This window comes from Pseudomonas sp. SAS7 (assembly GCF_052112345.1).
Lineage (GTDB): Bacteria > Pseudomonadota > Gammaproteobacteria > Pseudomonadales > Pseudomonadaceae > Aquipseudomonas > Aquipseudomonas putida_Q.
The window spans coordinates 346,558-368,349 of sequence record NZ_JBEGGO010000002.1; the positions used below are offsets into that span (position 1 = coordinate 346,558).

24 protein-coding genes are annotated in these 21,792 nt (G+C 63.2%); 19 read left to right on the forward strand and 5 right to left on the reverse strand.

What is annotated here, in order from left to right:
- Window positions 1-31: 31 nt before the first annotated feature.
- The 14 genes from ABI582_RS05150 to ABI582_RS05215 all read left to right on the forward strand — a co-directional run bounded on the left by ABI582_RS05150 (window position 32) and on the right by ABI582_RS05215 (window position 12,263).
- Window positions 32-1,039, forward strand: a complete 1,008-nt coding sequence (locus ABI582_RS05150) for a sulfate ABC transporter substrate-binding protein (RefSeq protein ID WP_016502136.1) — start codon at window positions 32-34, stop codon at window positions 1,037-1,039.
- Window positions 1,040-1,223: 184 nt separating this feature from the next.
- Window positions 1,224-2,042, forward strand: a complete 819-nt coding sequence (gene cysT, locus ABI582_RS05155; RefSeq protein ID WP_012274724.1) for a sulfate ABC transporter permease subunit CysT — start codon at window positions 1,224-1,226, stop codon at window positions 2,040-2,042.
- 11 nt (window positions 2,043-2,053) lie between these two features.
- A complete protein-coding gene (gene cysW / locus ABI582_RS05160; protein WP_016502135.1) occupies window positions 2,054-2,926 on the forward strand; it encodes a sulfate ABC transporter permease subunit CysW in 873 nt (290 codons plus the stop codon).
- A gap of 3 nt (window positions 2,927-2,929) precedes the next feature.
- Entirely contained in the window at window positions 2,930-3,919 is a 990-nt protein-coding gene (locus tag ABI582_RS05165) for a sulfate/molybdate ABC transporter ATP-binding protein (protein WP_442118543.1), read from the forward strand.
- 332 nt (window positions 3,920-4,251) lie between these two features.
- Window positions 4,252-5,049 (forward strand): energy transducer TonB, encoded by a 798-nt coding sequence (locus tag ABI582_RS05170; protein ID WP_442118544.1) that lies wholly within the window; start codon window positions 4,252-4,254, stop codon window positions 5,047-5,049.
- Between the two features lie 30 nt (window positions 5,050-5,079).
- A complete protein-coding gene (locus tag ABI582_RS05175; RefSeq protein WP_258654319.1) occupies window positions 5,080-5,799 on the forward strand; it encodes a MotA/TolQ/ExbB proton channel family protein in 720 nt (239 codons plus the stop codon).
- A gap of 1 nt (window position 5,800) precedes the next feature.
- Window positions 5,801-6,202, forward strand: coding sequence for an ExbD/TolR family protein (locus ABI582_RS05180; RefSeq protein WP_012274719.1), 402 nt, complete (start codon window positions 5,801-5,803; stop codon window positions 6,200-6,202).
- 353 nt (window positions 6,203-6,555) lie between these two features.
- Window positions 6,556-7,137 (forward strand): alpha/beta hydrolase, encoded by a 582-nt coding sequence (locus ABI582_RS05185; protein ID WP_338745558.1) that lies wholly within the window; start codon window positions 6,556-6,558, stop codon window positions 7,135-7,137.
- A 64-nt stretch (window positions 7,138-7,201) separates the two neighbouring features.
- A complete protein-coding gene (locus ABI582_RS05190; protein WP_063423253.1) occupies window positions 7,202-8,032 on the forward strand; it encodes a sigma 54-interacting transcriptional regulator in 831 nt (276 codons plus the stop codon).
- A gap of 175 nt (window positions 8,033-8,207) precedes the next feature.
- Window positions 8,208-8,993 (forward strand): MetQ/NlpA family ABC transporter substrate-binding protein, encoded by a 786-nt coding sequence (locus tag ABI582_RS05195; protein WP_442118545.1) that lies wholly within the window; start codon window positions 8,208-8,210, stop codon window positions 8,991-8,993.
- 325 nt (window positions 8,994-9,318) lie between these two features.
- On the forward strand, window positions 9,319-9,984 hold the full coding sequence (locus tag ABI582_RS05200) for an amino acid ABC transporter permease (RefSeq protein ID WP_442118546.1): 666 nt from the start codon (window positions 9,319-9,321) through the stop codon (window positions 9,982-9,984).
- A complete protein-coding gene (locus ABI582_RS05205) occupies window positions 9,965-10,624 on the forward strand; it encodes an amino acid ABC transporter permease (RefSeq protein ID WP_027609997.1) in 660 nt (219 codons plus the stop codon). Before ABI582_RS05200 ends, ABI582_RS05205 begins: the two co-directional genes overlap by 20 nt.
- Window positions 10,621-11,394, forward strand: a complete 774-nt coding sequence (locus ABI582_RS05210) for an amino acid ABC transporter ATP-binding protein (protein WP_063423256.1) — start codon at window positions 10,621-10,623, stop codon at window positions 11,392-11,394. Before ABI582_RS05205 ends, ABI582_RS05210 begins: the two co-directional genes overlap by 4 nt.
- Window positions 11,391-12,263, forward strand: a complete 873-nt coding sequence (locus ABI582_RS05215; protein ID WP_442118547.1) for a transporter substrate-binding domain-containing protein — start codon at window positions 11,391-11,393, stop codon at window positions 12,261-12,263. The genes ABI582_RS05210 and ABI582_RS05215 overlap by 4 nt, the downstream gene beginning before the upstream one ends.
- A gap of 119 nt (window positions 12,264-12,382) precedes the next feature.
- On the opposite strand, the gene ABI582_RS05220 is transcribed toward ABI582_RS05215, so the two are convergent.
- Window positions 12,383-14,746, reverse strand: coding sequence for a penicillin acylase family protein (locus ABI582_RS05220; RefSeq protein WP_442118548.1), 2,364 nt, complete (start codon window positions 14,744-14,746; stop codon window positions 12,383-12,385).
- Between the two features lie 86 nt (window positions 14,747-14,832).
- On the opposite strand from ABI582_RS05220, the gene ABI582_RS05225 reads away from it, so the two are divergent.
- Window positions 14,833-15,399: a sugar O-acetyltransferase gene (locus tag ABI582_RS05225; RefSeq protein ID WP_442118549.1), complete on the forward strand. Its 567-nt coding sequence runs from the start codon at window positions 14,833-14,835 to the stop codon at window positions 15,397-15,399.
- Here ABI582_RS05225 and ABI582_RS05230 read toward each other — a convergent pair.
- Window positions 15,378-15,917: a DUF6436 domain-containing protein gene (locus ABI582_RS05230; protein ID WP_442118618.1), complete on the reverse strand. Its 540-nt coding sequence runs from the start codon at window positions 15,915-15,917 to the stop codon at window positions 15,378-15,380. The two genes, ABI582_RS05225 and ABI582_RS05230, sit on opposite strands and share 22 nt — an antisense overlap.
- A 263-nt stretch (window positions 15,918-16,180) precedes the next feature.
- On the opposite strand from ABI582_RS05230, the gene ABI582_RS05235 reads away from it, so the two are divergent.
- The gene (locus tag ABI582_RS05235) at window positions 16,181-17,107 is read left to right on the forward strand and encodes an alpha/beta hydrolase (RefSeq protein WP_442118550.1); all 927 of its coding nucleotides are present in this window, start codon (window positions 16,181-16,183) and stop codon (window positions 17,105-17,107) included.
- Here ABI582_RS05235 and ABI582_RS05240 read toward each other — a convergent pair whose 3' ends face one another.
- Complete coding sequence (locus ABI582_RS05240) at window positions 17,108-17,860, reverse strand: DUF2059 domain-containing protein (protein WP_442118551.1); 753 nt, start codon at window positions 17,858-17,860, stop codon at window positions 17,108-17,110.
- A gap of 110 nt (window positions 17,861-17,970) precedes the next feature.
- Between ABI582_RS05240 and ABI582_RS05245 the strand changes: the two genes are divergently transcribed.
- Together ABI582_RS05245 and ABI582_RS05250 are read left to right on the forward strand one after the other, a co-directional pair.
- The gene (locus tag ABI582_RS05245) at window positions 17,971-18,606 is read left to right on the forward strand and encodes a 2OG-Fe(II) oxygenase (RefSeq protein ID WP_258657795.1); all 636 of its coding nucleotides are present in this window, start codon (window positions 17,971-17,973) and stop codon (window positions 18,604-18,606) included.
- A complete protein-coding gene (locus ABI582_RS05250) occupies window positions 18,593-19,084 on the forward strand; it encodes a DUF523 domain-containing protein (RefSeq protein ID WP_442118552.1) in 492 nt (163 codons plus the stop codon). The genes ABI582_RS05245 and ABI582_RS05250 overlap by 14 nt, the downstream gene beginning before the upstream one ends.
- 105 nt (window positions 19,085-19,189) lie before the next feature.
- On the opposite strand, the gene ABI582_RS05255 is transcribed toward ABI582_RS05250, so the two are convergent.
- A complete protein-coding gene (locus ABI582_RS05255; protein ID WP_442118553.1) occupies window positions 19,190-19,678 on the reverse strand; it encodes a transporter substrate-binding domain-containing protein in 489 nt (162 codons plus the stop codon).
- Window positions 19,679-19,901: 223 nt separating this feature from the next.
- Here ABI582_RS05255 and ABI582_RS05260 point away from each other — a divergent pair, with 223 nt between their 5' ends.
- A complete protein-coding gene (locus ABI582_RS05260; protein ID WP_442118554.1) occupies window positions 19,902-20,378 on the forward strand; it encodes a DUF4399 domain-containing protein in 477 nt (158 codons plus the stop codon).
- A 49-nt stretch (window positions 20,379-20,427) separates the two neighbouring features.
- On the opposite strand, the gene serA is transcribed toward ABI582_RS05260, so the two are convergent.
- Window positions 20,428-21,657 carry a phosphoglycerate dehydrogenase gene (serA, locus tag ABI582_RS05265; RefSeq protein WP_016489694.1) on the reverse strand — a complete coding sequence of 410 codons (1,230 nt, stop codon included), beginning with the start codon at window positions 21,655-21,657 and terminating at the stop codon, window positions 20,428-20,430.
- Between the last annotated feature and the right edge of the window lie 135 nt (window positions 21,658-21,792).

The window sequence follows — 21,792 nt, forward strand, 5'->3', positions numbered from 1 at the left end:
AATTAGAAAAATGCCAATCGGGAGCTTCACCATGTCCATTCGCCGTTATGCGCTTGCCGCTCTGGCCAGTGCTGTTTTTGCCGGTTCCGCCATCGCCAAGGACTACGAACTGCTGAACGTGTCCTACGACCCGACCCGCGAGCTGTACCAGCAGTACAACGCCGAGTTCATCAAGCACTGGCAGCAGGCCCACCCGGGCGACAAGGTGAAGATCCAGCAATCCCATGGCGGCTCGGGCAAGCAGGCCCGTGCGGTGATCGACGGCCTGCGCGCCGACGTGGTGACCCTGGCCCTGGCCGGCGACATCGATGAAGTGGCCAAGCTTGGCAAGACCCTGCCGGACAACTGGCAGACGCGCCTGCCGGACGCCAGCACCCCGTACACCTCGACCATCGTGTTCCTGGTGCGCAAGGGCAACCCGAAAGGCATCAAGGACTGGGGCGACCTGATCAAGAAGGACGTTTCGGTCATTACCCCCAACCCGAAAACCTCCGGCGGTGCACGCTGGAACTTCCTGGCGGCCTGGGCCTATGGCCTGAAAGCCGGTGGTAGCGAAGACAAGGCCAAGGCCTACGTGCAGGAGCTGTTCAAGCACGTACCGGTGCTGGATACCGGCGCCCGTGGCTCGACTATCACCTTCGTCAACAACGGCCAGGGCGACGTGTTGCTGGCCTGGGAAAACGAAGCGTTCCTGGCGCTGAAGGAAGACGGTGGCGCCGACAAGTTCGACATCGTCGTACCATCGCTGTCGATCCTGGCCGAACCGCCCGTGGCGGTGGTGGACAAAAACGCCGAGAAGAAGGGCAATACCGACATTGCCACCGAATACCTCAAGCACCTGTACAGCCCGGCCGGGCAGAAGATTGCCGCCGAGAACTTCTATCGCCCGCGTGACGAGAAGGTCGCTGCCGAATTCGGCAAGCAATTCCCGAAACTGGATCTGGTAACCATCGACAAGGACTTCGGTGGCTGGAAAACTGCACAACCCAAATTCTTCAATGATGGCGGTGTGTTCGACCAGATCTATCAGGCACAGTAAACGCCAGGGAAAAGCGGGGCCGCGTTGCGGCCCAATCGCGAGACAAGGCCGCTGCCACAGGAATCGCAACCCTCTGTAGGAGCGGCCTTGTGCCGCGAATGGGCTGCAACGCAGCCCCAGGATTCAAAAGCTTGCACCGGCCCGGGATTGTTCCCGGGCTTCGTGCGTTCAACCAGGGATACTTATGTCACGTCGTATTTCCCCCGTCATACCCGGCTTCGGGCTGACGCTGGGCTACACCTTGGTGTACCTCAGCCTGATCGTGCTGATACCGCTGGCAGCCATGTTCATTCATGCCTCGCAGCTGACCTGGGAGCAGTTCTGGAACATCATCAGTGCGCCGCGGGTGATCGCCGCGCTCAAGCTGAGTTTCGGCACCGCCCTGTTCGCCGCCATCATCAACGGGGTGATCGGCACCCTGCTGGCCTGGGTGCTGGTGCGCTACACCTTCCCTGGGCGCAAGATCATCGACGCGATGATCGACCTGCCGTTCGCCTTGCCCACCGCCGTAGCCGGTATCGCCCTGACCGCCCTGTACGCGCCTGCGGGCTGGGTTGGCCAGTTCGCCACCGACCTGGGCTTCAAGATCGCCTACACCCCGTTGGGCATCACCTTGGCGTTGACCTTCGTCACCCTGCCGTTTGTGGTGCGCACGGTGCAGCCGGTACTGGCCGACATCCCGCGTGAAGTGGAGGAGGCCGCTGCCTGCCTGGGGGCCAAGCCGCTGCAGGTGTTCCGCCACATACTGGCGCCAGCCCTGCTGCCAGCCTGGCTCACCGGCTTTGCCCTGGCCTTCGCCCGCGGCGTGGGCGAGTATGGTTCGGTAATCTTCATTGCCGGCAACATGCCGATGAAGACCGAGATCCTGCCGCTGCTGATCATGGTCAAGCTCGACCAGTACGACTACACCGGCGCGACCGCCATCGGCGTGCTGATGCTGGTGGTTTCCTTCATCCTGCTGCTGCTGATCAACCTGCTGCAGCGCCGCATCGAAACCCCTTGAAGGAGGCCGGCATGTCCAGTTCATCCCTGAGTGCAAGCGCCGCCGCCAACGCCGCCCGCCGTGGCAGTGCTACGTCGCGGCGCATTCTTATCGGCCTTGGCTGGCTGGTGTTCGCCCTGTTCCTGCTGCTGCCGCTGGTGATCGTGGTGTCGCAGGCGCTGAAGAACGGTTTTGGCACCTTCTTCGAGGCGATCTTCGAGCCTGATGCCTTGTCGGCGCTGAAGCTGACCCTGCTCGCCGTAGCCATTTCGGTACCGCTGAACCTGGTGTTTGGTGTCAGCGCCGCCTGGTGCGTGAGCAAGTACACCTTCCGTGGCAAAAGTATCCTGGTCACCCTGATCGACCTGCCGTTCTCGGTGTCGCCGGTAATCGCCGGCCTGGTCTACGTGCTGATGTTCGGCGCACAGGGCCTGTTCGGGCCCTGGCTGCAGGACCATGACATCCAGATCGTCTTCGCCCTGCCGGGCATCGTCCTGGCAACCATCTTCGTCACCGTGCCGTTTGTGGCCCGTGAGCTGATCCCGCTGATGCAGGAGCAGGGCACGCAAGAAGAGGAGGCCGCGCGCCTGCTCGGTGCCAATGGCTGGCAGATGTTCTGGCACGTGACCTTGCCCAACATCAAATGGGGCCTGATCTATGGCGTGGTGCTGTGTACTGCACGGGCCATGGGCGAGTTTGGCGCGGTGTCGGTGGTGTCGGGCCACATTCGTGGCGTGACCAACACCTTGCCGCTGCACGTAGAGATCCTCTACAACGAGTACAACCACGTCGCAGCCTTCAGCGTGGCCAGCCTGTTGCTGATCCTGGCGCTCTTCATCCTGCTGCTCAAGCAGTGGAGCGAGAACCGTATTAACCGCCTGCGCCACAGCGCCGCGGAGGAATGATTCATGTCGATCGAAGTTCGTAATGTCAGCAAGCGCTTCAACAGCTTCCAGGCCCTGAACAACATCAACCTGGACATCAACAGCGGCGAGCTGGTGGCGCTGCTGGGCCCGTCCGGCTGTGGCAAGACCACCCTGTTGCGCATCATCGCCGGCCTGGAAACCCCGGACCAGGGCAAAATCGTGTTCCATGGCGAGGATGTTTCCGGCCACGACGTGCGTGACCGCAACGTCGGGTTCGTATTCCAGCACTACGCGCTGTTCCGCCACATGAGCGTGTTCGACAACGTCGCCTTCGGCCTGCGCATGAAGCCCAAGGGCGAGCGCCCGAGCGAGAGCAAGATCGCCGAAAAAGTGCACGAGCTGCTGAACATGGTGCAGCTGGACTGGTTGTCCGACCGCTACCCGGAGCAACTGTCTGGCGGCCAGCGCCAGCGTATCGCCCTGGCCCGCGCCTTGGCAGTGGAGCCCAAGGTGCTGCTGCTGGACGAGCCATTCGGTGCGCTGGACGCCAAGGTGCGCAAGGAGCTGCGCCGCTGGCTGGCGCGGCTGCACGAGGATATCAACCTGACGTCGGTGTTCGTCACCCACGACCAGGAAGAGGCCATGGAAGTGGCTGACCGCATCGTGGTCATGAACAAGGGCGTGATCGAGCAGATCGGCTCGCCGGGCGAGGTGTACGAGCAGCCGGCCAACGATTTCGTCTACCACTTCCTGGGCGACTCCAACCGCCTGGCTGTGAGCGAAGGGCACCATGTGCTGTTCCGCCCGCACGAGGTGTCGCTGTCGCGGCATGAGACCGAAGGGCACCATGCTGCCGAGGTGCGGGATATCCGGCCGCTGGGCGCTACCACGCGGGTGACCTTGAAGGTGGAAGGGCAGAGCGAGTTGATCGAGGCCGAGGTGGTCAAGGACCATGACAGCCTGACCGGGTTGGCGCGGGGCGAGACCTTGTTCTTCCGGCCGAAGGTTTGGCAGAAGGTGGCGGATATCTGAGCCGCCCTTGATGATGAAAAAGCCCGGGCTTGGTTCCGGGCTTTTTTTTTGCCTGACGGATTGCCGGGGCTGCTTTGCAGCCCATCGCGGCACAAGGCCGCTCCCACAGGGAACTGCAACCTCATGCCTTACGCGAATATTTTGCATGCCCCCAATGCATCGCGTTTAACCCCGACAGCCGCAGCCCGCGCAGTTCGTGGCTTCCACGCCCTTCCTGGAAAACAATATTCAATTCAGTTCTAACCATAATTTTAAACATTACTTTAAGAGATAAGCCTCTGGCCCCGATGATTCAGCCACACACCTGAATCGAGACCCCAGGAGTTTGATCAATGGGTAATGTCCAGTCGGCCGTTCGGGCCTACGACCAGCCATGGCGCCCGGCCCCGGGTGACCTGGTCGAGCTTGGACGCACGCTTCGCCTCCCGCTTGGCCAGCTGCGCCTGCAACGCACGCCCGTCAGCGGGCTCAAGCGCCGCGACAAGCTGGTGTTGGGCCTGCTGGTGCTGGTGCTGCATGGCGCTGCAGCGTACTGGGTCAGCCAGGCGCCAACGCCCGAGCTGCCAGTGGTGCCACCACAGGTGCCACCCATGACCATCGAGTTCGCAGCGCCTGCACCACCTGTGGTCGAGCCGCCGCCAGCGCCCGCACCGCCTGTGGTCGAGCCGCCACCGCCACCACCGGTGGTCGACGAACTGGCCGCCAAGCCCAAACCCAAGCCAAAGCCCGTGCCAAAGCCGGTGGTTAAGCAAGCGCCCAAGCCACAGCCCAAGCCTGTCGAGGCACCACCGCCAGCGCCGGTGGCCGCCCCCGCACCGCCTGCGCCAGCGCCACCCGCGCCGGCCCCGGTAACCCCGGCATCGGCCAACGCCGCGTACCTGAAGAACCCGGCACCGGAATACCCGCAAATGGCCCAGCGCCGTGGCTGGGAAGGCACCGTGCTGTTGCGCGTAGAGGTGCTGCCAAGCGGCAAGCCCGGGCAGATCCAGGTACAGAAAAGCAGTGGCCGTGACGCCCTCGACGCTGCCGCGCTGGCCGCGGTCAAGCGCTGGAGCTTCGTACCCGCCAAGCAGGGCGACGTGGCCCAGACCGGCTGGGTCAGCGTGCCGATCGATTTCAAGCTTCGCTAACTATTTCGCAGAACACAGGAAGACACCATCATGAGCCTGCTGGCATCCCCCCTCGAATCCGTTGAAAGCGCAGTCATCTGGCTGCTGGTCGGTTTCTCTGTCGTCACCTGGGGCCTGGCCCTGGTCAAGGTTGCGCAGTTCGTGCGGCTGAAAAACCAGGACAAGCGCTTCCACAAGCAGTTCTGGGCTGCCTCCAGCCTGGACTCGGCCGCCGAACTCAGCCATGAGCTGCCCGGCCCGGCTGCCCGCGTTGCCCAGGCCGGGTACGCCGCGATTGCCGTTGGCGAGACTCAGGCCAATGACCTGAGCCACGCCATCAACCACCAGGACCGCCTGGAGCGCGCCCTGCGTCAGCAGATCGTGCGTGAGCGCCGCTCGCTGGAAACCGGCCTGGCGGTGGTCGCCAGTATCGGTAGCACCTCGCCCTTCATCGGCCTGTTCGGTACCGTGTGGGGCATCATGGAAGCGCTCAAGGGCATCAGTGCGGCCGGTTCCGCCAGCCTGGAAACTGTTGCTGGGCCCATCGGTGCGGCACTGGTGGCTACCGGTGTGGGTATCGCCGTCGCGGTGCCTGCTGTGCTGGTGTACAACTACTTCCTGCGTCGCCTCAAGCTGACCGCTGCCGACCTGGATGACTTCGCCCACGACTTCTACAGCTTGGCGCAGAAGAGTGCGTTCCGTGTGCTGGTGCACCCTGCTGTGCAAAAAGCCCAGGCTGGTTTCACCCAGCCAGTGAAGGAGGCGTCCTGATATGGCCTTTTCGACCCAGGACAGCGACGAAGTCCTCAGTGAAATCAACGTCACGCCTTTGGTAGACGTCATGCTGGTGCTGCTGGTGGTGTTCATCGTCACCGCGCCGCTGCTGACCAACGCCATCCCTATCAACCTGCCCAAGACCGAGGCCGTGGCCCCGGTGGAGCAGAAGGACCCGCTGGTGGTCAGCATCGACGGAGAAGGCAAGCTGTTCATCAACAAGGACCAGATCCAGCCCGATTTGCTGGAAACCAACCTCAAGGCTGCCAAGGACAAGGATGCGGACGTGCGCGTGCAGCTGCAGGCCGATGACGGCGTGAACTACGGCGAAGTGGCGCGGGCCATGGCAGCCATCGAACGTGCGGGGATCAGCAAACTGGCGGTGATAACCGCGCGCTGATACCTGCAAAACCTCTTCAGGCAAGTGATTCTCGCAAGTGCGTTGGGGCCATATCTCTTGGCAGGGGATGGCCCTTTTTTTTGCCCGGGTACTTCGCGTTCCCTGTAGGAGCGGCCTTGTGTCGCGATGGGCCGCAAAGCGGCCCCGAAACCTGCACCCCGCATATTCCTGATAGACCGCATTCGCTGGGTTTGGGGCCGCTTTGCGGCCCATCGCGACACAAGGCCGCTCCTACAGGGGGCCGTGCCTGGAACAAGAATTTGGTTATTAATAAATAGCTTCTTATTCCTTTACGAATATAACTCCCTCCCTATACTTGTCTCCAAGCACGCAAACTTACTGGAGGCGTCCCCATGCGCAATGAGTCAATTCGTTACCTGATTGTGCCGGGCTGGCAAGGATCGCCAGACAACCATTGGCAAAGTCACTGGCAGCGCACCCTGCCCAATAGTGCGCGGGTCGAGCAGCACGACTGGCTCACCCCGCAACGGCAGGACTGGGTGCAGGCGCTGGAACAGGCGATTGCCGCCGAGCGTTCGCCGGTGATCCTGATTGCTCACAGCCTTGGCTGCATCACGGTCGCCCATTGGGCCGCGCAGGCCAGCCCGGCCTTGCGGCGCAGGGTGCGGGGTGCACTGCTGGTAGCGCCGGCAGACGTCGAGCGGCCCACCTGCGCGCCAGCGCTGCGTAACTTTGCGCCGATCCCGGCCGAGGCGCTGCCGTTCCCCAGCCAGCTAGTCAGCTCGGACAACGACCCGGCCGTGAGCGTACCGCGGGCACTGTACCTGGCCCAGGCCTGGGGCGCCGAAGCGGGGTTGCTGAGCAATGCCGGGCACATCAACGTCAAGTCCGGCCATGAGCGTTGGGAACAAGGCTTCGCCTACTTGTATCGCTTGCAGAGCCGGGTCGAGCAGCGCGCACTGCGTCGCGCCTGATAGGCCTTAGCGTTTTCCGTTTACCTGACGCCCGGCCAATGAAGGCCTGGGGCGGGAGTTCGTCATGACGTTTCAAAACCCGTTTGGCCAGCCACTGCTGACCTTCCCCGAGCTGGACAAGAGCCCCCTGAGCATCCGTGCCAAGGCCCTGGTGTTCATCGACCCGCGTTCGCAGCAGTTGCGCGAAGACCTCGAGCGCCTGGCGCCGCAACCTTTGCCTGTGCTGATCCGTGGCGAAACCGGCACCGGCAAGGAGCTGCTGGCCCGGCAGATCCACCGTGCCAGCGACCGTGGCGGGCTGTTCGTGTCGGTCAACTGCGCAGCCATCAGCCCCACTTACGCCGATGCCGAGCTGTTCGGCTACAGCGCCGGCAGCCAGGGCGGTACGGCCAGCAGCCGCGCCGGCTGGTTCGGTTCGGCCAACGGCGGCACGCTGTACCTGGACGAGATTGCCGACTTGCCGCTGGCAATCCAGGGCAAGCTGCTGGCGGCCCTGGAAAACCGCGAGGTCACCCGGGTGGGCGCGCAGCAGCCACAGCCGGTGGATGTCCGCCTGGTCGCCGCCACCAGCATCGACCTGGCGCGGGTGGTACGTGCGGGGCGCTTCAACGAGCGCTTGTACCAGTACCTGCGCGAGGGCGCGCTGGAACTGCCGCCGCTGCGCGAGCGGCCGGGCGATATCCTGCCGCTGGCCGAGTACTTTGTGGGTATCTACAGCGTGCGTCTGCAGCGGCCTGTGCCGTTGGTAAGCGAGGCTGCGCAGCAGGTGCTGGAAGCGCATTTCTGGCCCGGCAATACCCGCGAACTGGAGAACGTCATCCACTTTGCCTTGCTGGTGAATGACAGCGAAGAGATCCAGCCAGAAGACCTCGACTTGCCCAACACCGCGCGCTAGACATCGCTCATAAGCAAAGTGGCTGGTGGCAGTTTGATTTTGGAATAAGCAGCTAAGTAAAAGATATTGTTACGGAATAAAAAATCTAGGTATTGTCCGCTTCACGCCCGCTGGTGAACCGGTTGGGCAACCGATTCGCCATCGCCGATGGCCCAGATTCAGAACAAGGACCACCATGAAGAAGACCCTGCTGACCACCGCCCTGGCCGCTGCCCTGTCGTTCTCCGGCCTGGCCGCCGCTGCCGAGAAACTGGTGGTTGCCGCTACCCCGGTACCGCACGCCGAAATCCTTGAACTGATCAAGCCGACCCTGGCCAAAGAGGGCGTGGACCTGCAGATCAAGGTCTTTACCGACTACGTACAGCCGAACGTGCAGGTAGACCAGAAGCGTCTGGACGCCAACTACTTCCAGACCCTGCCCTACCTGAAGAGCTTCAACGAAGGTAAAGGCACCCACCTGGAAACGGTCATTGGCGTACACGTCGAACCCTTCGGTGGCTACTCGAAGAAGATCAAGAACCTGTCCGAGCTGAAGGAAGGCGCTACCGTTGCCATCCCTAACGAAGGCAGCAACAGCGGCCGCGCCCTGATCCTGCTGCAGAAGGCTGGCCTGATCACCCTGAAAGACCCGAAGAATGCCCTGGCCACCCCCAAGGACATCGCCGAGAACCCGAAAAAGCTGAAGTTCCGCGAGCTTGAGTCGGCCATGCTGCCGCGTGTGCTGGACCAGGTCGACCTGGACATGATCAACACCAACTACGCCCTGGAAGCCGGCCTGAACCCGGCCAAGGATGCGCTGGTGATCGAAGGTGCCGACTCGCCGTACGTGAACTTCCTGGTTGCCCGCCCGGACAACAAGGACAGCGACGCCATCCAGAAACTGGCCAAGGCCCTGACCAGCCCGGAAGTGAAGGAATTCATCGCCAAGAAGTATCAGGGCGCTGTACTGCCGGCGTTCTGATTCGCTTGCGATACACTGCATAACCCAACGCCGACACCCCTGTGTCGGCGTTTTCATTTCCGGGATCATGCATTTGGGTGAGATGCGATCCCCCTGTAGGAGCGGCCTTGTGTCGCGAAAGGGGTGCGAAGCGCCCCCAGGATGTTTGCGTTAAACCTGCCATCGCCGGGGCCGCTTTGCGGCCCTTTCGCGACACAAGGCCGCTCCTACAAAGGGCGTGTTTGCCTGTACTATGCATATGCAATAAAGATATTTATTAAAAATTTTTTAGATCATTAAAGTCTAGCAATCGTGCCCCCGCGCACCCTGCAGACTTGCTCTACCCATGACCCTCGACACCGCATTCATCCTCAGCACGCTACCCGCCTTCCTCAAGGCCGTGGGCGTGACCTTGCAGGTAGGCCTGATCGCCATTGCCGCCTCGCTACTGGTCGCCCTGGTCAATGCCACCCTGCTGGTACTCCGCACCCCCTACCTGTGGCGCCTGGTCAAAGCCTACGTGGAGCTGGCCCGCAACACGCCGCTGCTGATCCAGCTGTTCTTCGTCTACTTCGCACTGCCGAGCCTGGGCCTGAAGATTTCCGGTTTTTCCGCTGCGATCATCACCATGACCTTCATGGGCGGTGCCTACCTCACCGAAGTGTTGCGGGCAGGCATCGAAGCCGTGCCGCGTGCCCAGCTTGAGTCCGGGCGCTCCATCGGCCTGTCCGAGGGCCAGCTGCTGCGTCATGTGGTGCTGCCCCAGGCCGGGATCCTCAGCCTGCCGGCACTGTTCGCCAATTTCATCTTCCTGCTCAAGGAAACCACCGTGGTGTCGGCGGTGGCCGTGCCGGAAATCCTCTACACCACCAAGAACTACATCGCGCTGTACTACAAGACCTACGAAATGCTCACCGTGCTGACCCTGCTCTGCGTGCTGCTGTTCCTGCCGCTGTCGTTGCTGCTGCGCTATGTGGAAAGGAGGCTGCAACATGGCCAGTTCGGGATTTGACCTGTTGCTGCAGGCGCTGCCGCAGCTGGCCGGCGGCGCCGCGCAGACCTTGGCCATCTCGGCGCTGGGCATTCTGTTCGCAACGCTGGGTGGCGTGCTGTACGGCGTGCTGGCAACCCTGGGCAACCGTGCCCTGAACATCGCCTTGCAGGTGTACCTGGAGCTGTTCCGCGCCATCCCGGTGCTGGTCTGGCTGTACCTGGTGTTCTTCGGCCTGCCGATCTTCTTTGCCCTGAGCATCCCCAGCTTCTGGTGCGCCGTGCTGGTACTGGCGCTGTGGGGCGCCAGCGAGGTAGGCGAGGTGGTGCGCGGTGCACTGGCCTCGCTGCCGCGGGGCCAGCGCGAGGCCGGGTTGTCGATCGGCCTGGCCGGCTGGCAGCTGTATGGCTACGTGCTGCTGCCGCAGGCGCTCAAGCGCATGACCCCACCGACTATCAACATCTACACGCGGATCATCAAGACCAGCTCGCTGGCGGTGCTGATCGGCGTGGTCGAGGTGATCAAGGCCGGCCAGCAGATCATCGAACGCACCTACGAATCGGTGCTGATCTACGGCGCCTTGTTCCTGTTCTTCTTCATCGTCTGTTATCCGCTGTCCGCCGCTTCGCGCGTGCTGGAACGCCGTTGGGCACACTCATGAGCGCATTGATCGAATTCCAGGGTTTCAACAAGTTTTTTGGCGAGCAACAGGTGCTCAAGGACGTCGACCTCAAGGTGGCGGCCGGCGAAGTGGTGGTCATCCTCGGCCCCAGCGGTTGCGGCAAGAGCACGCTGCTGCGCTGCCTCAATGGCCTGGAGCAGGCCCACAGCGGCCACCTGCGGCTGGCCGGGCAAGAGCTGCTTGACCCGCGCACCGACTGGCGCGACGTTCGCCAGCGGGTGGGCATGGTGTTCCAGAGCTACCACCTGTTCGGCCACATGAGCGTGATCGACAACCTGCTGCTCGGCCCGCTCAAGGTGCAAAAACGCGAACGAGCCGAAGCGCAGGCCCAGGCCGAGGCGCTGCTGGCGCGGGTCGGCCTGCTGGACAAACGCGACGCCTTCCCCCGGCAATTGTCCGGGGGCCAGCAGCAGCGCATCGCCATCGTGCGCTCACTGTGCATGAACCCCGAGGTGATGCTGTTCGACGAGGTTACCGCCGCCCTCGACCCGGAAATGGTCAAGGAGGTGCTGCAGGTGATTCAGGGCCTGGCCCGCGACGGCATGACCCTGCTCATTGTTACCCACGAAATGGCCTTCGCTCGCGCGGTGGCCGACCGCATCGTGTTCATGGAGGCCGGCAGGATCCTTGAACAGGGCGACCCCGAGAGCTTCTTCACCAAACCGCAGACCGCACGCGCGCAGCAGTTCCTGGAGAAATTCTCCTTCGTAGAAAGCCTGCCAAAGACACTGCACAAGGAACTGTCATGAAAACTGCCAACCTCACCAAACTGCTGGCGCCGTTGTTCGGCCTGGCCCTGCTGGCCGGCTGCAACAAGGCCGAAGAACCGCCCAAGCCGGCAGCGGCATCGCCAGCCACCAGCTACCTGGAAACCATCAAGGCCCGCGACAAGCTGATTGTCGGGGTGTTCACCGACAAGCCGCCGTTCGGCTTCGTCGATGAAAAAGGCCGCTATGTGGGCTTTGACACCGACATTGGCCGGCGCCTGGCCAAGGACCTGCTGGGTGATGAAAACAAGGTCGAGTTCGTGGCCGTGGAACCGGCCAGCCGTATTCCGTTCCTGCAGAGCGACAAGGTCGACCTGATCCTCGCCAACATGACTGTGACCCCGGAGCGCAAGGAAGCGGTGGACTTCACCAACCCCAACCTGCGCGTTGCCGTGCAGGCCATCGTGGCGGATGGCAGCCCGGTACAGAAGCTCGACGACCTGGCCGACAAGACCATCATCGTCACCACCGGCACCACGGCAGATATCTGGCTGACCAAAAATCACCCTGACTGGAAACTGCTCAAGTTCGAGAAGAACAGTGAGTCGCTGCAAGCCCTGGCCACCGGCCGTGGCGATGCCTATGCCCAGGACAACCTGATCCTGTTCAGCTGGGCCAAGCAGAACCCGGGTTTCCGCGTGCTGCCTGAGCTGCTGGGTGACGAAGCGCCGATTGCGCCGGCGGTGAAGAAGGGCAACACCGAGCTGCGTGACTGGGTGAATGCCGAGCTGGCCAAGCTTGGGGAAGAGAAGTTCTTGCTGAAACTGTATGACCAGTATGTGCGCAAGGAACTGAGCGATGACACCAAGCCGGAAAGCGTGATTGTCGAAGGCGGCAAATGGCAGGGCTGACAGTGTGATTGGGGCCGCTTTGCGGCCCATTCGCAGCACAAGGCTGCTCCTACAGGATTGCGCGGTCCTGTGTAGGAGCAGCCTTGTGCTGCGAATGGGCTGCAAAGCAGCCCCATCGATCACCCGCCCGGTACCAGCCTCAGGGTACTTTGCGCCGGTATCACCCCCATCTGCGCCCGCTGATACTCTCCCTGCACATACCCCTTCGCTTGGTCCGCATAATACCTGTCGAACGGCACGCCACTCTGGCCGACCGGGTTGATGGTCAGTGCCTGCCCGGCATCGGCAAAGTCGATCAGCCGGCGGGTCGATGGCCCATAGGTGACCGGCCATGGCGCCGGGCCGATCTTCGCTGAGAGGTTGTTCGGCACTTCATGGGTACCGGGTGCGGCGAACGGCCCGACGTTGAACAGCAGGTTCAGCGGCTTTTTCACCCCCAGCGGGTGGTTGTGGGTCAGGGTATGCGCCTTGCCCCATTGCCAGCTGGCCGGGTCGCTGCCCAGGGTGTCACGCAGGTGCTTCAAGCTGTGCTGCCAAGCTGTGCGCACGACTGCGGTACGGTCGGTACGCTGGTTGCCACCGCGGGTGTTCCACCAGGGTGAATCGGCATCCGCCGCCAGGCGCGGCAAGGCGGCATCGATGGCGCGGGTGCTGATCAGTACCGGGAACCACGTGTCACCCAGTTCGTCATGCAGGGCAGCAAATGCCAGTTCGTAGAGGAACTGGTTGAACAGCGTGGCGCTGGTCGAGTCCAGCGGGTAGTCGCCGCGCCAGGCAGCCAGCTGCTCGACCAGTTCCTTCTCTTCGTCACCTTCGGCCACCGCGCGCAGCGTTGCCAGCAGCGGGGCTAGGGTGCGCGGGCCATGGTCGCTGGCGGTGTCCAGCTGCAGTGCCTGGCTGTTCTGCGTGTCCCATTTCACCTCAGGGTTGGCCAGTTGGCGGTCGAGCTGGCGGCCACGGTCGGGCAAGTTGTAGTAGCCCGGTATCGGCAACGCTGCCGGGGGCTGGTAGTTGGCCGAGACGATGTAGCCGCGCGCCGGGTTTTCCTGTTGTGGGTTGGCGTTGAAGGGGTAGAACCCGAGCTTGTCGGCCTGCGCGCTGGCACCGTCGAGTATGAACGCGGGGTCGACGCCGTCTGGGCGGATTGGCAGCTTTGCCGCCGCCCACCAGCCGATATCGCCACGGGTATTGGCCCAGACAAAGTTCAGCCCCGGCGAGTGAACCTTGGCAGCGGCTTCGCGCATCTTGCCCAGGGTATCGGCACGGTTGAGCTGGTAAAAGCCTTCGAGGATCGGGTTTTCGGTTTCCAGAAACGCCCACCACATGGCGATTGGCGTGGGCCCGGCCGTGGCGCCCAGCACGTCGTTGACGATTGGGCCATGGGGCGAGCGGCGCAGGCTGAGGGTGACCGGCGCTTCGCCTTTCACCGCAATCTGCTGTTCGGTCTTTTCCAGCGCCTGCCATTTGCCGTCGACCATGACCTGGTTGGCGTCGGCTGGGTTGGTGCGCTCGGCGATCAGGTCGACGTCGTCGTTCTGGAACATGGTCAGGCTCCAGCCGAAGTCGCGGTTATGGCCCAGCAAGGCGAACGGGTTGAGCGCCTGGAAGTAGCCATACAGGTTGAAGCCGGGTGCCGACAGTTCGGCCTCGTACCACACCGCTGGCACCGCGAAGCCGATGTGCGGGTCGCCGGCCAGCAGCGGCTTGCCACTGCGGGTGTGGCTGCCGGCCACCGCCCAGGCGTTACTGCCTTCGAACTGCGGGATACCGGCGTCGCCCAGTGCTTCGTGACTGAGCCGGGCAAGTGCCTCCAGGCTTTGCCAGTCGGCAGCCGCCAGTGGCGTGCCCAAGGCGCCTTCGGGTTGCCAACCGAGGTCGAAGATGTTCAGGTATTCAGGCCCTAGTTGGTCGCGGATGTAGGTAAGCGCGGGCTCGGTGCGAAACGCGGCCGCGAAGCTGTAGGCCAGGTAACCGGCGATACTCAGGGTGTCTTCGGCGGTGAACGGGCGCGGGGTGATGCCGAGCAGGTCGAACTCCATGGGCTTGGCATGGCTGGCCTGCCAGCTGTTTACCCCGTCGAGGTAGGCTTGCAGGGCCTGCCAGGCAGGTGATTGCGGGTCCTGACGCTTGGCCATCAGTGCGGCCTGTTCGCGAATGCGCAGGCTGCGGAACAGGGTATCGGTGGGCAGCAGCTTGTCGCCCAGCACTTCTGCCAGCTCGCCACGGGCAAGGCGGCGCAGGATCTCCATCTGGAACAGCCGGTCCTGGGCATGCACATAGCCCAGGGCGCGATACAGGTCTGGCTCGCTCTGCGCCTGCAGGTGCGGCACGCCGCGGCCGTCGTAGCGCACACTGACCGGCGCTTGCAGGCCGGCCATCGCCACCTCGCCCTCGCGTTGTGGCAGTTTGCCCTGCACGTACCAGTAACCGGCTCCAGCGGCCACGGCCACAACCACGGCCAACAGGGTCAGGCTGCGCTTCATGCAGACTCCTTGTGCGTTCAAGCAAAAAATGTGGTCCGATCATCGGCGGATTCGCGAACAGAGCATAGCCCCAGGAAGGAGTTTCCATGTCCCTCAGCGAAAAACAGAAAATGCTGGCCGGCCAGCTCTACCACGCTGGCTGCCCGCAGCTACAGGCCGAGCAGATCGCCAACAAGCACTGGATGCACCGTTACAACAGCAGCGTCGAACTGCTCAACGATGCCCGTCACGGGCTGTTGGCCGAACACTTCAATGAAGTTGGCGCAGGCGCGGTGATCCGCCCGCCGTTCTATTGCGACTACGGCTACAACATCAGCGTCGGTCGCAATACCTTCATGAACTTCAACTGCGTGATCCTTGACGTGGTACAGGTGCGTATCGGCGACGATTGCCAGATCGGCCCGAACGTTCAGATCTACACCGCCGACCATCCGCTCGACCCCGAGGTGCGACGCAGCGGGCTGGAGAGCGGGCGGCCGGTGACCATCGGCAACAACGTGTGGATTGGCGGTGCGGCGATCATCCTGCCGGGGGTGACCATTGGCGACAACGCCGTGGTGGGCGCCGGCAGTGTGGTGACCCGGGATGTGCCGGCGGGTGCGACGGTGGTGGGTAACCCGGCGCGGGTGCGTCAGCCCGCCCAAGGGCAGTAGCAGCCCACTGCCAGGGTATTGGAAGCGCTGACCTGGCGGCCGTCGAGCAGGGCCTTGAGAATCGGCTCGATGAAGCTGTTGCTGGCGTTGCACACAGCGCCTTCGCTGTATGGGCCAAAGTAGGCCAGGCGGCCTTGTCGGTCCCAGATGGCCACGGCCGGGGAGGCGGGCAGGTGCTCGCTGCCCGGCAGGTTGGCGATGGGCTTGAGGGCGGTGAGGTTGGCGGGCAGTTGGCCATGGCTGCCGGGCTTTTGCAGCACGTGGAAGGTAACGCCGTGGCCTGCGAACTGGCTGATCAGGTCGCCCAGGTGTTGCTGGTTGCCGACATTGCACGGGCACGCCGGGTCCCAGAAATGCACTACACGAACCGGGCCGGGGCCGGCCAGTCCGGCAGGCAGTTGCAGCTGGCTGCCGTCGAACAGCGTGGTCTGGTTGTCGAACGGGCGCAGGTAGCGGGCCTGGAAGGTGGTATAGGCCTGCCAGAGGATGACGGCGCCGACCATGAGGGCGAGAGCCATGCACAGTGGTTTGATGATCCGAGTCTTCATGAAGGTTCCGCGACCCCCTGTAGGAGCGGCCTTGTGTCGCGATAGGGCCGCACAGCGGCCCCGGCAATATCAGCGTGGTGCAGAAATCCCGGGGGCGCTTCGCACCCCATCGCGACACAAGGCCGCTCCTACAGGGGATCGATGGTTGATGTTCGATGGTGAGCAAGCTTGCCATGGCGCGAGCCAGAGCTGAATATCCCAGATCAATACTTGCTTCGCTGTGGATGTACCCGATGCCCGCTGCCTTTCACCCCGACCGCCTGCGCGCCAGCCTGGCGCCATTCACCGCTCGCCAGCTGCTGTCGGCGCAAGCGCAGGATTATCAGCGCTTCTATGGCCTGAACCTGCCGGCACATAGCTGGCTCGGCGGTTTCCAGGCGGCGGGCTTCGACCTGGTCGGGCAGGCCTGGTTGCCTGACCAGCCAACCGCGACACTGTTCCTGCTGCACGGCTACTACGACCACATGGGCCTCTACCGGCATGTGATCGAGTGGGCACTCAAGCAGGGTTTCGCCGTGATCAGCTGCGACCTGCCCGGCCACGGCCTGTCCAGCGGGGAGCGGGCCAGCATCAGCGATTTTGCGGTGTACCAGCAGGTGCTGGAGGCCCTGTTCGAACAGGCACGCTTGCTGCAACTGCCGTGCCCCTGGCACCTGTGCGGGCAGAGCACGGGCGGCGCCATTGCCGTGGACCATTTGCTGCATCAGGGCGCGCGCAGCCCGGTCAACGGTCAGGTCATCCTGTTGGCACCGCTGGTGCGGCCGTGTTCCTGGCGTTGGTCGAAGTTCAGCTACCGGGTGCTGCGGCATTTCGTCAACGGCATCGAGCGGCGCTTCAGCGAAAACACCAACGACCCGGCATTCCTGCCGTTCCTGGAGGCCGACCCGCTGCAACCGCGTCGCTTGCCAACCGCCTGGGTGGGCGCATTGATCGCCTGGGTCAAACGCATCGAGGCCGCGCCGCGTAGCGCGCGGCGGCCGTTGATCGTGCAGGGGGAGGCCGATGGCACGGTGGACTGGCCCTACAACCTCGAAGTGCTCAAGGCCAAGTTTGCCGAGCCGCAGATCCTGATGCTGCCCGAAGCGCGTCACCATCTGGCTAACGAGCTACCGGGCATCCGCCAGCGCTACTTCGACTTCATCGACCAGCGCCTGGGCTGATCACTTCAGGTCGTTGGCGCTCTGGCCAACTGCCAGGCCGGCACGCACAGCGGCCAGGGCCGCCTGGTAGTAGGCTTTGCCGTCGGCCGACTCGGCAAAGGTGGCGAACTGTTCCAGCTCGGCATCGGACAGGTCGCGGTAGACGTACAGCAGCGTGTTGTTGAGGTCTTCGCCAATTTGCCCCATCAGCCGCTGGCGCTGGCCGTCGAGCAGGCCCTGGGCCTGGCCGCCGCCGAACAGGCCGGGGATCATCGAACTGAGGCTATCGGCTGCCACGCCGGCGATAGCCAGGCTCACTTCGGCGCCAGCCTCACGCGCCGGCAGGGCCTGGGCCAGGTGGCCGATGACCAGCAGGCGGTCGTCGCTGGCCTGGATCTTCGGCAGCCCCTTGGCGTTCTTGGCCAGCTCGTCCTTGCGGGTGGCCTTGAGTTCGGCGGCTACCACCTTGCGCCCCAGCGGTGACTGGAAGAACGCCAGGGCCGGGGCCGGGTTGGCCAGGGCGGCGCGCAGCTTTGCCTGGGCACGGCGGTCCACCGCCTGGGCCTGGAAGCGCTGGTTGCTGTTGTTGACCAGCGCCTGGTAGACGGCGGGTGGCAAACTGTTGCGGTAGCGTTCCTGGGCGGCGCTCAGGGCATCGTTGAAGTGGGCGCGCTGGTCGGGCCAGCCGGCGGCCTTGTACAGTTGATCCAGGTTGTCTGCCCAGACAGGCATGGTGCAGATCATCAGCAGAATCAGGGAAAACAGACGGCGCATTCAGGACTCCTGTCGGCAGGTGGCTATTGTCCTTGGCCCGGCGCCGGTTTGTCGAGTTATCCGCGTGTTTCTCGGCCAAGTGGCGCTGTGCGCCGGCATGGCTAATGGATATGATGCGCGCCATGCACATCTCCCCTGAACACCCGATGCTTGCGGCCGTCGTCGACGATCTGGCCACCCATGGCTGGTCCCGGCAGGCACTCTTTCTGCCTGGCGAACTGGTGCGCGCGCTGGCGGCCGAATGCCGGCGGCGTGATGCCGAAGGCGAGCTCAACCCTGCGGGGGTTGGGCGCGGTGTTACCCAGGAGGTGCGCGAAGCCATTCGCGGCGACCAGATCCAGTGGATCGATCCGGGGCAGGACGACGCCTGCGACCAGTACCTGTCGGCCATGGACCAGCTGCGCCTGGCCATCAACCAGGGCCTGTTCCTGGGCCTGGAAGACTTCGAATGCCATTTTGCCCTGTATCCACCGGGGGCGTTTTATCGCCGGCACCTGGACCGCTTTCGCGACGATGACCGGCGCATGGTGTCGGCCGTGCTGTACCTGAATGAAGGCTGGCAGCCGCAGGACGGTGGCCAGTTGCGCATGTTCCTGGCAGACGACGTGGCGCTCGACGTCGAGCCTGTGGCGGGTTGCCTGGTGGTGTTTCTGTCGGGTGAAGTGCCCCACGAAGTGCTGCCGGCCGGCCGTGAACGGTTGTCATTGACGGGTTGGTTCAGGCGACGTGGCAATGACCCGTTCTGATTTGCCCAAGGTGCTGGTCAGCGCCTGCCTGCTGGGGCAGCCGGTGCGCTATGACGGCCGGGCCAGCGGGCACCCGGACCTGTTGCAGCAATGGCAGGCCGAAGGGCGCGTGGTGCCGTTGTGCCCAGAGGTGGCCGGAGGCTTGCCCACCCCGCGCCCGCCAGCGGAGATCCCGGGCGGGCAGGGCGGCGAGGTGCTTGATGGCACTGCACAGGTGCTGACGGTAACGGGCGAAGATGTCAGTGCCGAATTTCTGGTCGGGGCGCAGCTGGCGCTGGAGCTGGTGCGTCGGCATGGCATCCGTGTGGCGGTGCTGAAGTCTGGCAGCCCCTCGTGTGGCAACCGGTTGACCTATGACGGCACGTTCAGTGGGGTGAAGGTGGCGGGGGAAGGGGTGACCACGGCGCTGTTGCGGCGGGCCGGGGTGCAGGTGTTCAGCGAGCTGGAGCTGGAACAGGCGCAGCGGGCTTTGGGGTAAACCTGTATCGGCCTCTTCGCAGCACAAGGCTGCTCCTACAGGGATCGCGTACCCTTGTAGGAGCAGCCTTGTGCTGCGAAGAGGCCGATACAGGCAATAAAAATCTTATTGCCCGGCTGCAGTCTCCTGCACACCCTTGAACCACTTCTGCTCAAGCTCGGCCGTGCGGCCACTGTCTTTCAAGCGTTGCAGCGCATTGTTCACCGCACTTTCAAACGCCGGGTTGTCCTTCTGGAACGGGATCACCAGCTTCTTCTCACCAAACGGCAGGCTCACATCGAGCGGGCCGTCGCCCTTGGGCGCATCACTCGATGGCGTGAGTGCGACGTCGTACTTGCCACTCTCGACACCGCTCAATACGTCGGCAGCCGGGGCTTCTACGAACTCGGCGCGCAAGTCCAGTTCCCTGGCAAGGTCCTGGCCAAACTCGATGTCGAAACCCGTCAGGTGGTCGTCTTGTTTGAACGCGTACGGCGAGTTGTCCGCCTGTACGGCAATGCGCAGTTCGCCCCGGTCGGCGATTTCGTCGATCAGCTCCGCCTGGGCCAATGGACTGATCAGTACTGCCAGCAGTACCCCTATGGTCGAACGCATGATTGCCCCTTTTCTTTTAACAGATGAAAAACTTTCGCCACGGCTTTCTTCCTCGCCGTGATCGAGCGCAGCCTATGACCTTGAAGCCTCGGCATTGTTTAACCCTGACTGAAATATTTCTGTCAGGCAATGTGAACACCTTGGCGATTATTTCAACTAAGGTGAACTACCGTCGCCGCCGGATGAAGGGCGGCGGTCAATAAGTGAATCACAGGAGAAGTGAATGAACAGCCTATTTTCGCGCGCTGCCGTTGCCGGTCTGCTGATGGGAGCGTCGGTTTTCGCCGTTGCTGCGGACGACCTGAAGAGCAAGGAGCCGCCCAAGGATGCCAAGGTCTTCATCGTTTCCCCCGTCGACGGTGCCACGGTCGACAAGACCTTCACCGTCAAGTTCGGCATCGAGGGTATTGCACTCAAGCCTGCGGGTGACCAGACCCCGCACAGCGGCCACCACCACCTGCTGGTGGATGTGGATAAAGACCCCGTGGCCGACATGCCGCTGCCGACCAGCCTGATGCCAGAGGCTGGCACCGCACTGCCAGCGGGCCCGCAAGTGCTGCACTTCGGCAAGGCGCAGACCGAAACCAGCATCACCCTGACGCCAGGCAAGCACACCCTGCAACTGATCCTGGGTGACCAGTATCACGTGCCGTTCAAGCCAAGCGTCGAGTCGAAGAAGATCACTGTTGAAGTGAAATAAAAAAAGGGAGGCCACAATGGCCTCCCTTTTTTTCATGCTGCAAGCAAACTTAGAACAGGACGCGGGAACGGATGGTGCCCTTGACCTGCTGCAGCTTCTCTTGCGCCAGGTCCGAGTACTCGGCGTCGACGTCGATCACCACGTAACCGACTTTCTCGTTGGTCTGCAGGAACTGACCGGAGATGTTGATGCCGTTCTCGGCGAAGACTTTGTTGATCTCGCTGAGCACGCCCGGGATGTTTTCGTGGATGTGCAGCAGGCGGTGCTTGCCTGGGTGGGCCGGCAGGGCCACTTCCGGGAAGTTGACCGAGGACACCGAGGTACCGTTGTCGCTGTACTTGACCAGCTTCTCGGCCACTTCCAGGCCGATGTTGGCCTGGGCTTCGGCAGTGGAACCGCCGATGTGCGGGGTCAGGATCACGTTGTCCAGGCCGCGCAGCGGGCTCTCGAACTCTTCGTCGTTGGAGCGTGGCTCGACCGGGAACACGTCGATGGCGGCGCCGATCAGGTGCTTGTCCTTGATGGCGGCGGCCAGGTGGTCCAGCTCGACCACGGTGCCACGGGCGGCGTTGATCAGGATCGCGCCCTTCTTCATCGCGCGGATTTCCTTCTCGCCGATCATCCACTGGGTGGATGGCAGCTCAGGCACGTGCAGCGAGACGATGTCGGCCAGGCCCAGCAGCTCGTTCAGGCTGGTGACCTGCACCGCGTTGCCCAGTGGCAGCTTGGTCAGCGGGTCGTAGAAGTACACCTGCATGCCCAGGTTTTCGGCCAGTACCGACAGCTGGGTGCCGATCGAGCCGTAGCCGACGATGCCCAGTTTCTTACCGCGGATTTCGAACGAGTTGGCCGCGCTCTTGATCCACCCGCCACGGTGGCAGGAGGCGTTCTTCTCAGGGATGCCGCGCAGCAGCAGGATGGCCTCGGCCAGCACCAGCTCGGCTACCGAACGGGTGTTGGAGTATGGCGCGTTGAACACGGCGATACCGCGCTCGCGGGCAGCTTCCAGGTCGACCTGGTTGGTGCCGATGCAGAAGCAGCCAACGGCTACCAGTTTCTTGGCGCAGTCGAAGATCTCTTCGGTGAGCTGGGTGCGCGAACGGATGCCGATGAAGTGGGCATCGGCGATCTTTTCCTTCAGCTCGGCTTCCGGCAACGAACCAGTGAGGTATTCGATGTTGGTGTAGCCGGCGGCCTTGAGGGTATCGACCGCGTTCTGGTGCACACCTTCAAGAAGAAGGAACCGGATCTTGCTCTTGTCGAGAGAAGTCTTGCTCATCTGCGTAAACCTGTATCCCGGAGAAAAAATGGCGAGGGGTGATGCCAGGCGCGAGGGCAGCCTTAGCATGAACAGCGGGAGGGCTATGCTAGCATACGCGACACAATCTGAGCTTATCCCGACAGGTGAAGAGTG

Excerpts from the sequence above, each read along its gene's own strand:
- ABI582_RS05150 (WP_016502136.1), top strand. The coding sequence starts at position 32 with ATGTCCATTCGCCGTTATGCGCTTGCCGCTCTGGCCAGTGCTGTTTTT.
- cysT (WP_012274724.1), top strand. The coding sequence starts at position 1,224 with ATGTCACGTCGTATTTCCCCCGTCATACCCGGCTTCGGGCTGACGCTG.
- cysW (WP_016502135.1), top strand. The coding sequence starts at position 2,054 with ATGTCCAGTTCATCCCTGAGTGCAAGCGCCGCCGCCAACGCCGCCCGC.
- ABI582_RS05165 (WP_442118543.1), top strand. The coding sequence starts at position 2,930 with ATGTCGATCGAAGTTCGTAATGTCAGCAAGCGCTTCAACAGCTTCCAG.
- ABI582_RS05170 (WP_442118544.1), top strand. The coding sequence starts at position 4,252 with ATGGGTAATGTCCAGTCGGCCGTTCGGGCCTACGACCAGCCATGGCGC.
- ABI582_RS05175 (WP_258654319.1), top strand. The coding sequence starts at position 5,080 with ATGAGCCTGCTGGCATCCCCCCTCGAATCCGTTGAAAGCGCAGTCATC.
- ABI582_RS05180 (WP_012274719.1), top strand. The coding sequence starts at position 5,801 with ATGGCCTTTTCGACCCAGGACAGCGACGAAGTCCTCAGTGAAATCAAC.
- ABI582_RS05185 (WP_338745558.1), top strand. The coding sequence starts at position 6,556 with ATGCGCAATGAGTCAATTCGTTACCTGATTGTGCCGGGCTGGCAAGGA.
- ABI582_RS05190 (WP_063423253.1), top strand. The coding sequence starts at position 7,202 with ATGACGTTTCAAAACCCGTTTGGCCAGCCACTGCTGACCTTCCCCGAG.
- ABI582_RS05195 (WP_442118545.1), top strand. The coding sequence starts at position 8,208 with ATGAAGAAGACCCTGCTGACCACCGCCCTGGCCGCTGCCCTGTCGTTC.
- ABI582_RS05200 (WP_442118546.1), top strand. The coding sequence starts at position 9,319 with ATGACCCTCGACACCGCATTCATCCTCAGCACGCTACCCGCCTTCCTC.
- ABI582_RS05205 (WP_027609997.1), top strand. The coding sequence starts at position 9,965 with ATGGCCAGTTCGGGATTTGACCTGTTGCTGCAGGCGCTGCCGCAGCTG.
- ABI582_RS05210 (WP_063423256.1), top strand. The coding sequence starts at position 10,621 with ATGAGCGCATTGATCGAATTCCAGGGTTTCAACAAGTTTTTTGGCGAG.
- ABI582_RS05215 (WP_442118547.1), top strand. The coding sequence starts at position 11,391 with ATGAAAACTGCCAACCTCACCAAACTGCTGGCGCCGTTGTTCGGCCTG.
- ABI582_RS05220 (WP_442118548.1), bottom strand. The coding sequence starts at position 14,746 with ATGAAGCGCAGCCTGACCCTGTTGGCCGTGGTTGTGGCCGTGGCCGCT.
- ABI582_RS05225 (WP_442118549.1), top strand. The coding sequence starts at position 14,833 with ATGTCCCTCAGCGAAAAACAGAAAATGCTGGCCGGCCAGCTCTACCAC.
- ABI582_RS05230 (WP_442118618.1), bottom strand. The coding sequence starts at position 15,917 with ATGGCTCTCGCCCTCATGGTCGGCGCCGTCATCCTCTGGCAGGCCTAT.
- ABI582_RS05235 (WP_442118550.1), top strand. The coding sequence starts at position 16,181 with ATGCCCGCTGCCTTTCACCCCGACCGCCTGCGCGCCAGCCTGGCGCCA.
- ABI582_RS05240 (WP_442118551.1), bottom strand. The coding sequence starts at position 17,860 with ATGCGCCGTCTGTTTTCCCTGATTCTGCTGATGATCTGCACCATGCCT.
- ABI582_RS05245 (WP_258657795.1), top strand. The coding sequence starts at position 17,971 with ATGATGCGCGCCATGCACATCTCCCCTGAACACCCGATGCTTGCGGCC.
- ABI582_RS05250 (WP_442118552.1), top strand. The coding sequence starts at position 18,593 with ATGACCCGTTCTGATTTGCCCAAGGTGCTGGTCAGCGCCTGCCTGCTG.
- ABI582_RS05255 (WP_442118553.1), bottom strand. The coding sequence starts at position 19,678 with ATGCGTTCGACCATAGGGGTACTGCTGGCAGTACTGATCAGTCCATTG.
- ABI582_RS05260 (WP_442118554.1), top strand. The coding sequence starts at position 19,902 with ATGAACAGCCTATTTTCGCGCGCTGCCGTTGCCGGTCTGCTGATGGGA.
- serA (WP_016489694.1), bottom strand. The coding sequence starts at position 21,657 with ATGAGCAAGACTTCTCTCGACAAGAGCAAGATCCGGTTCCTTCTTCTT.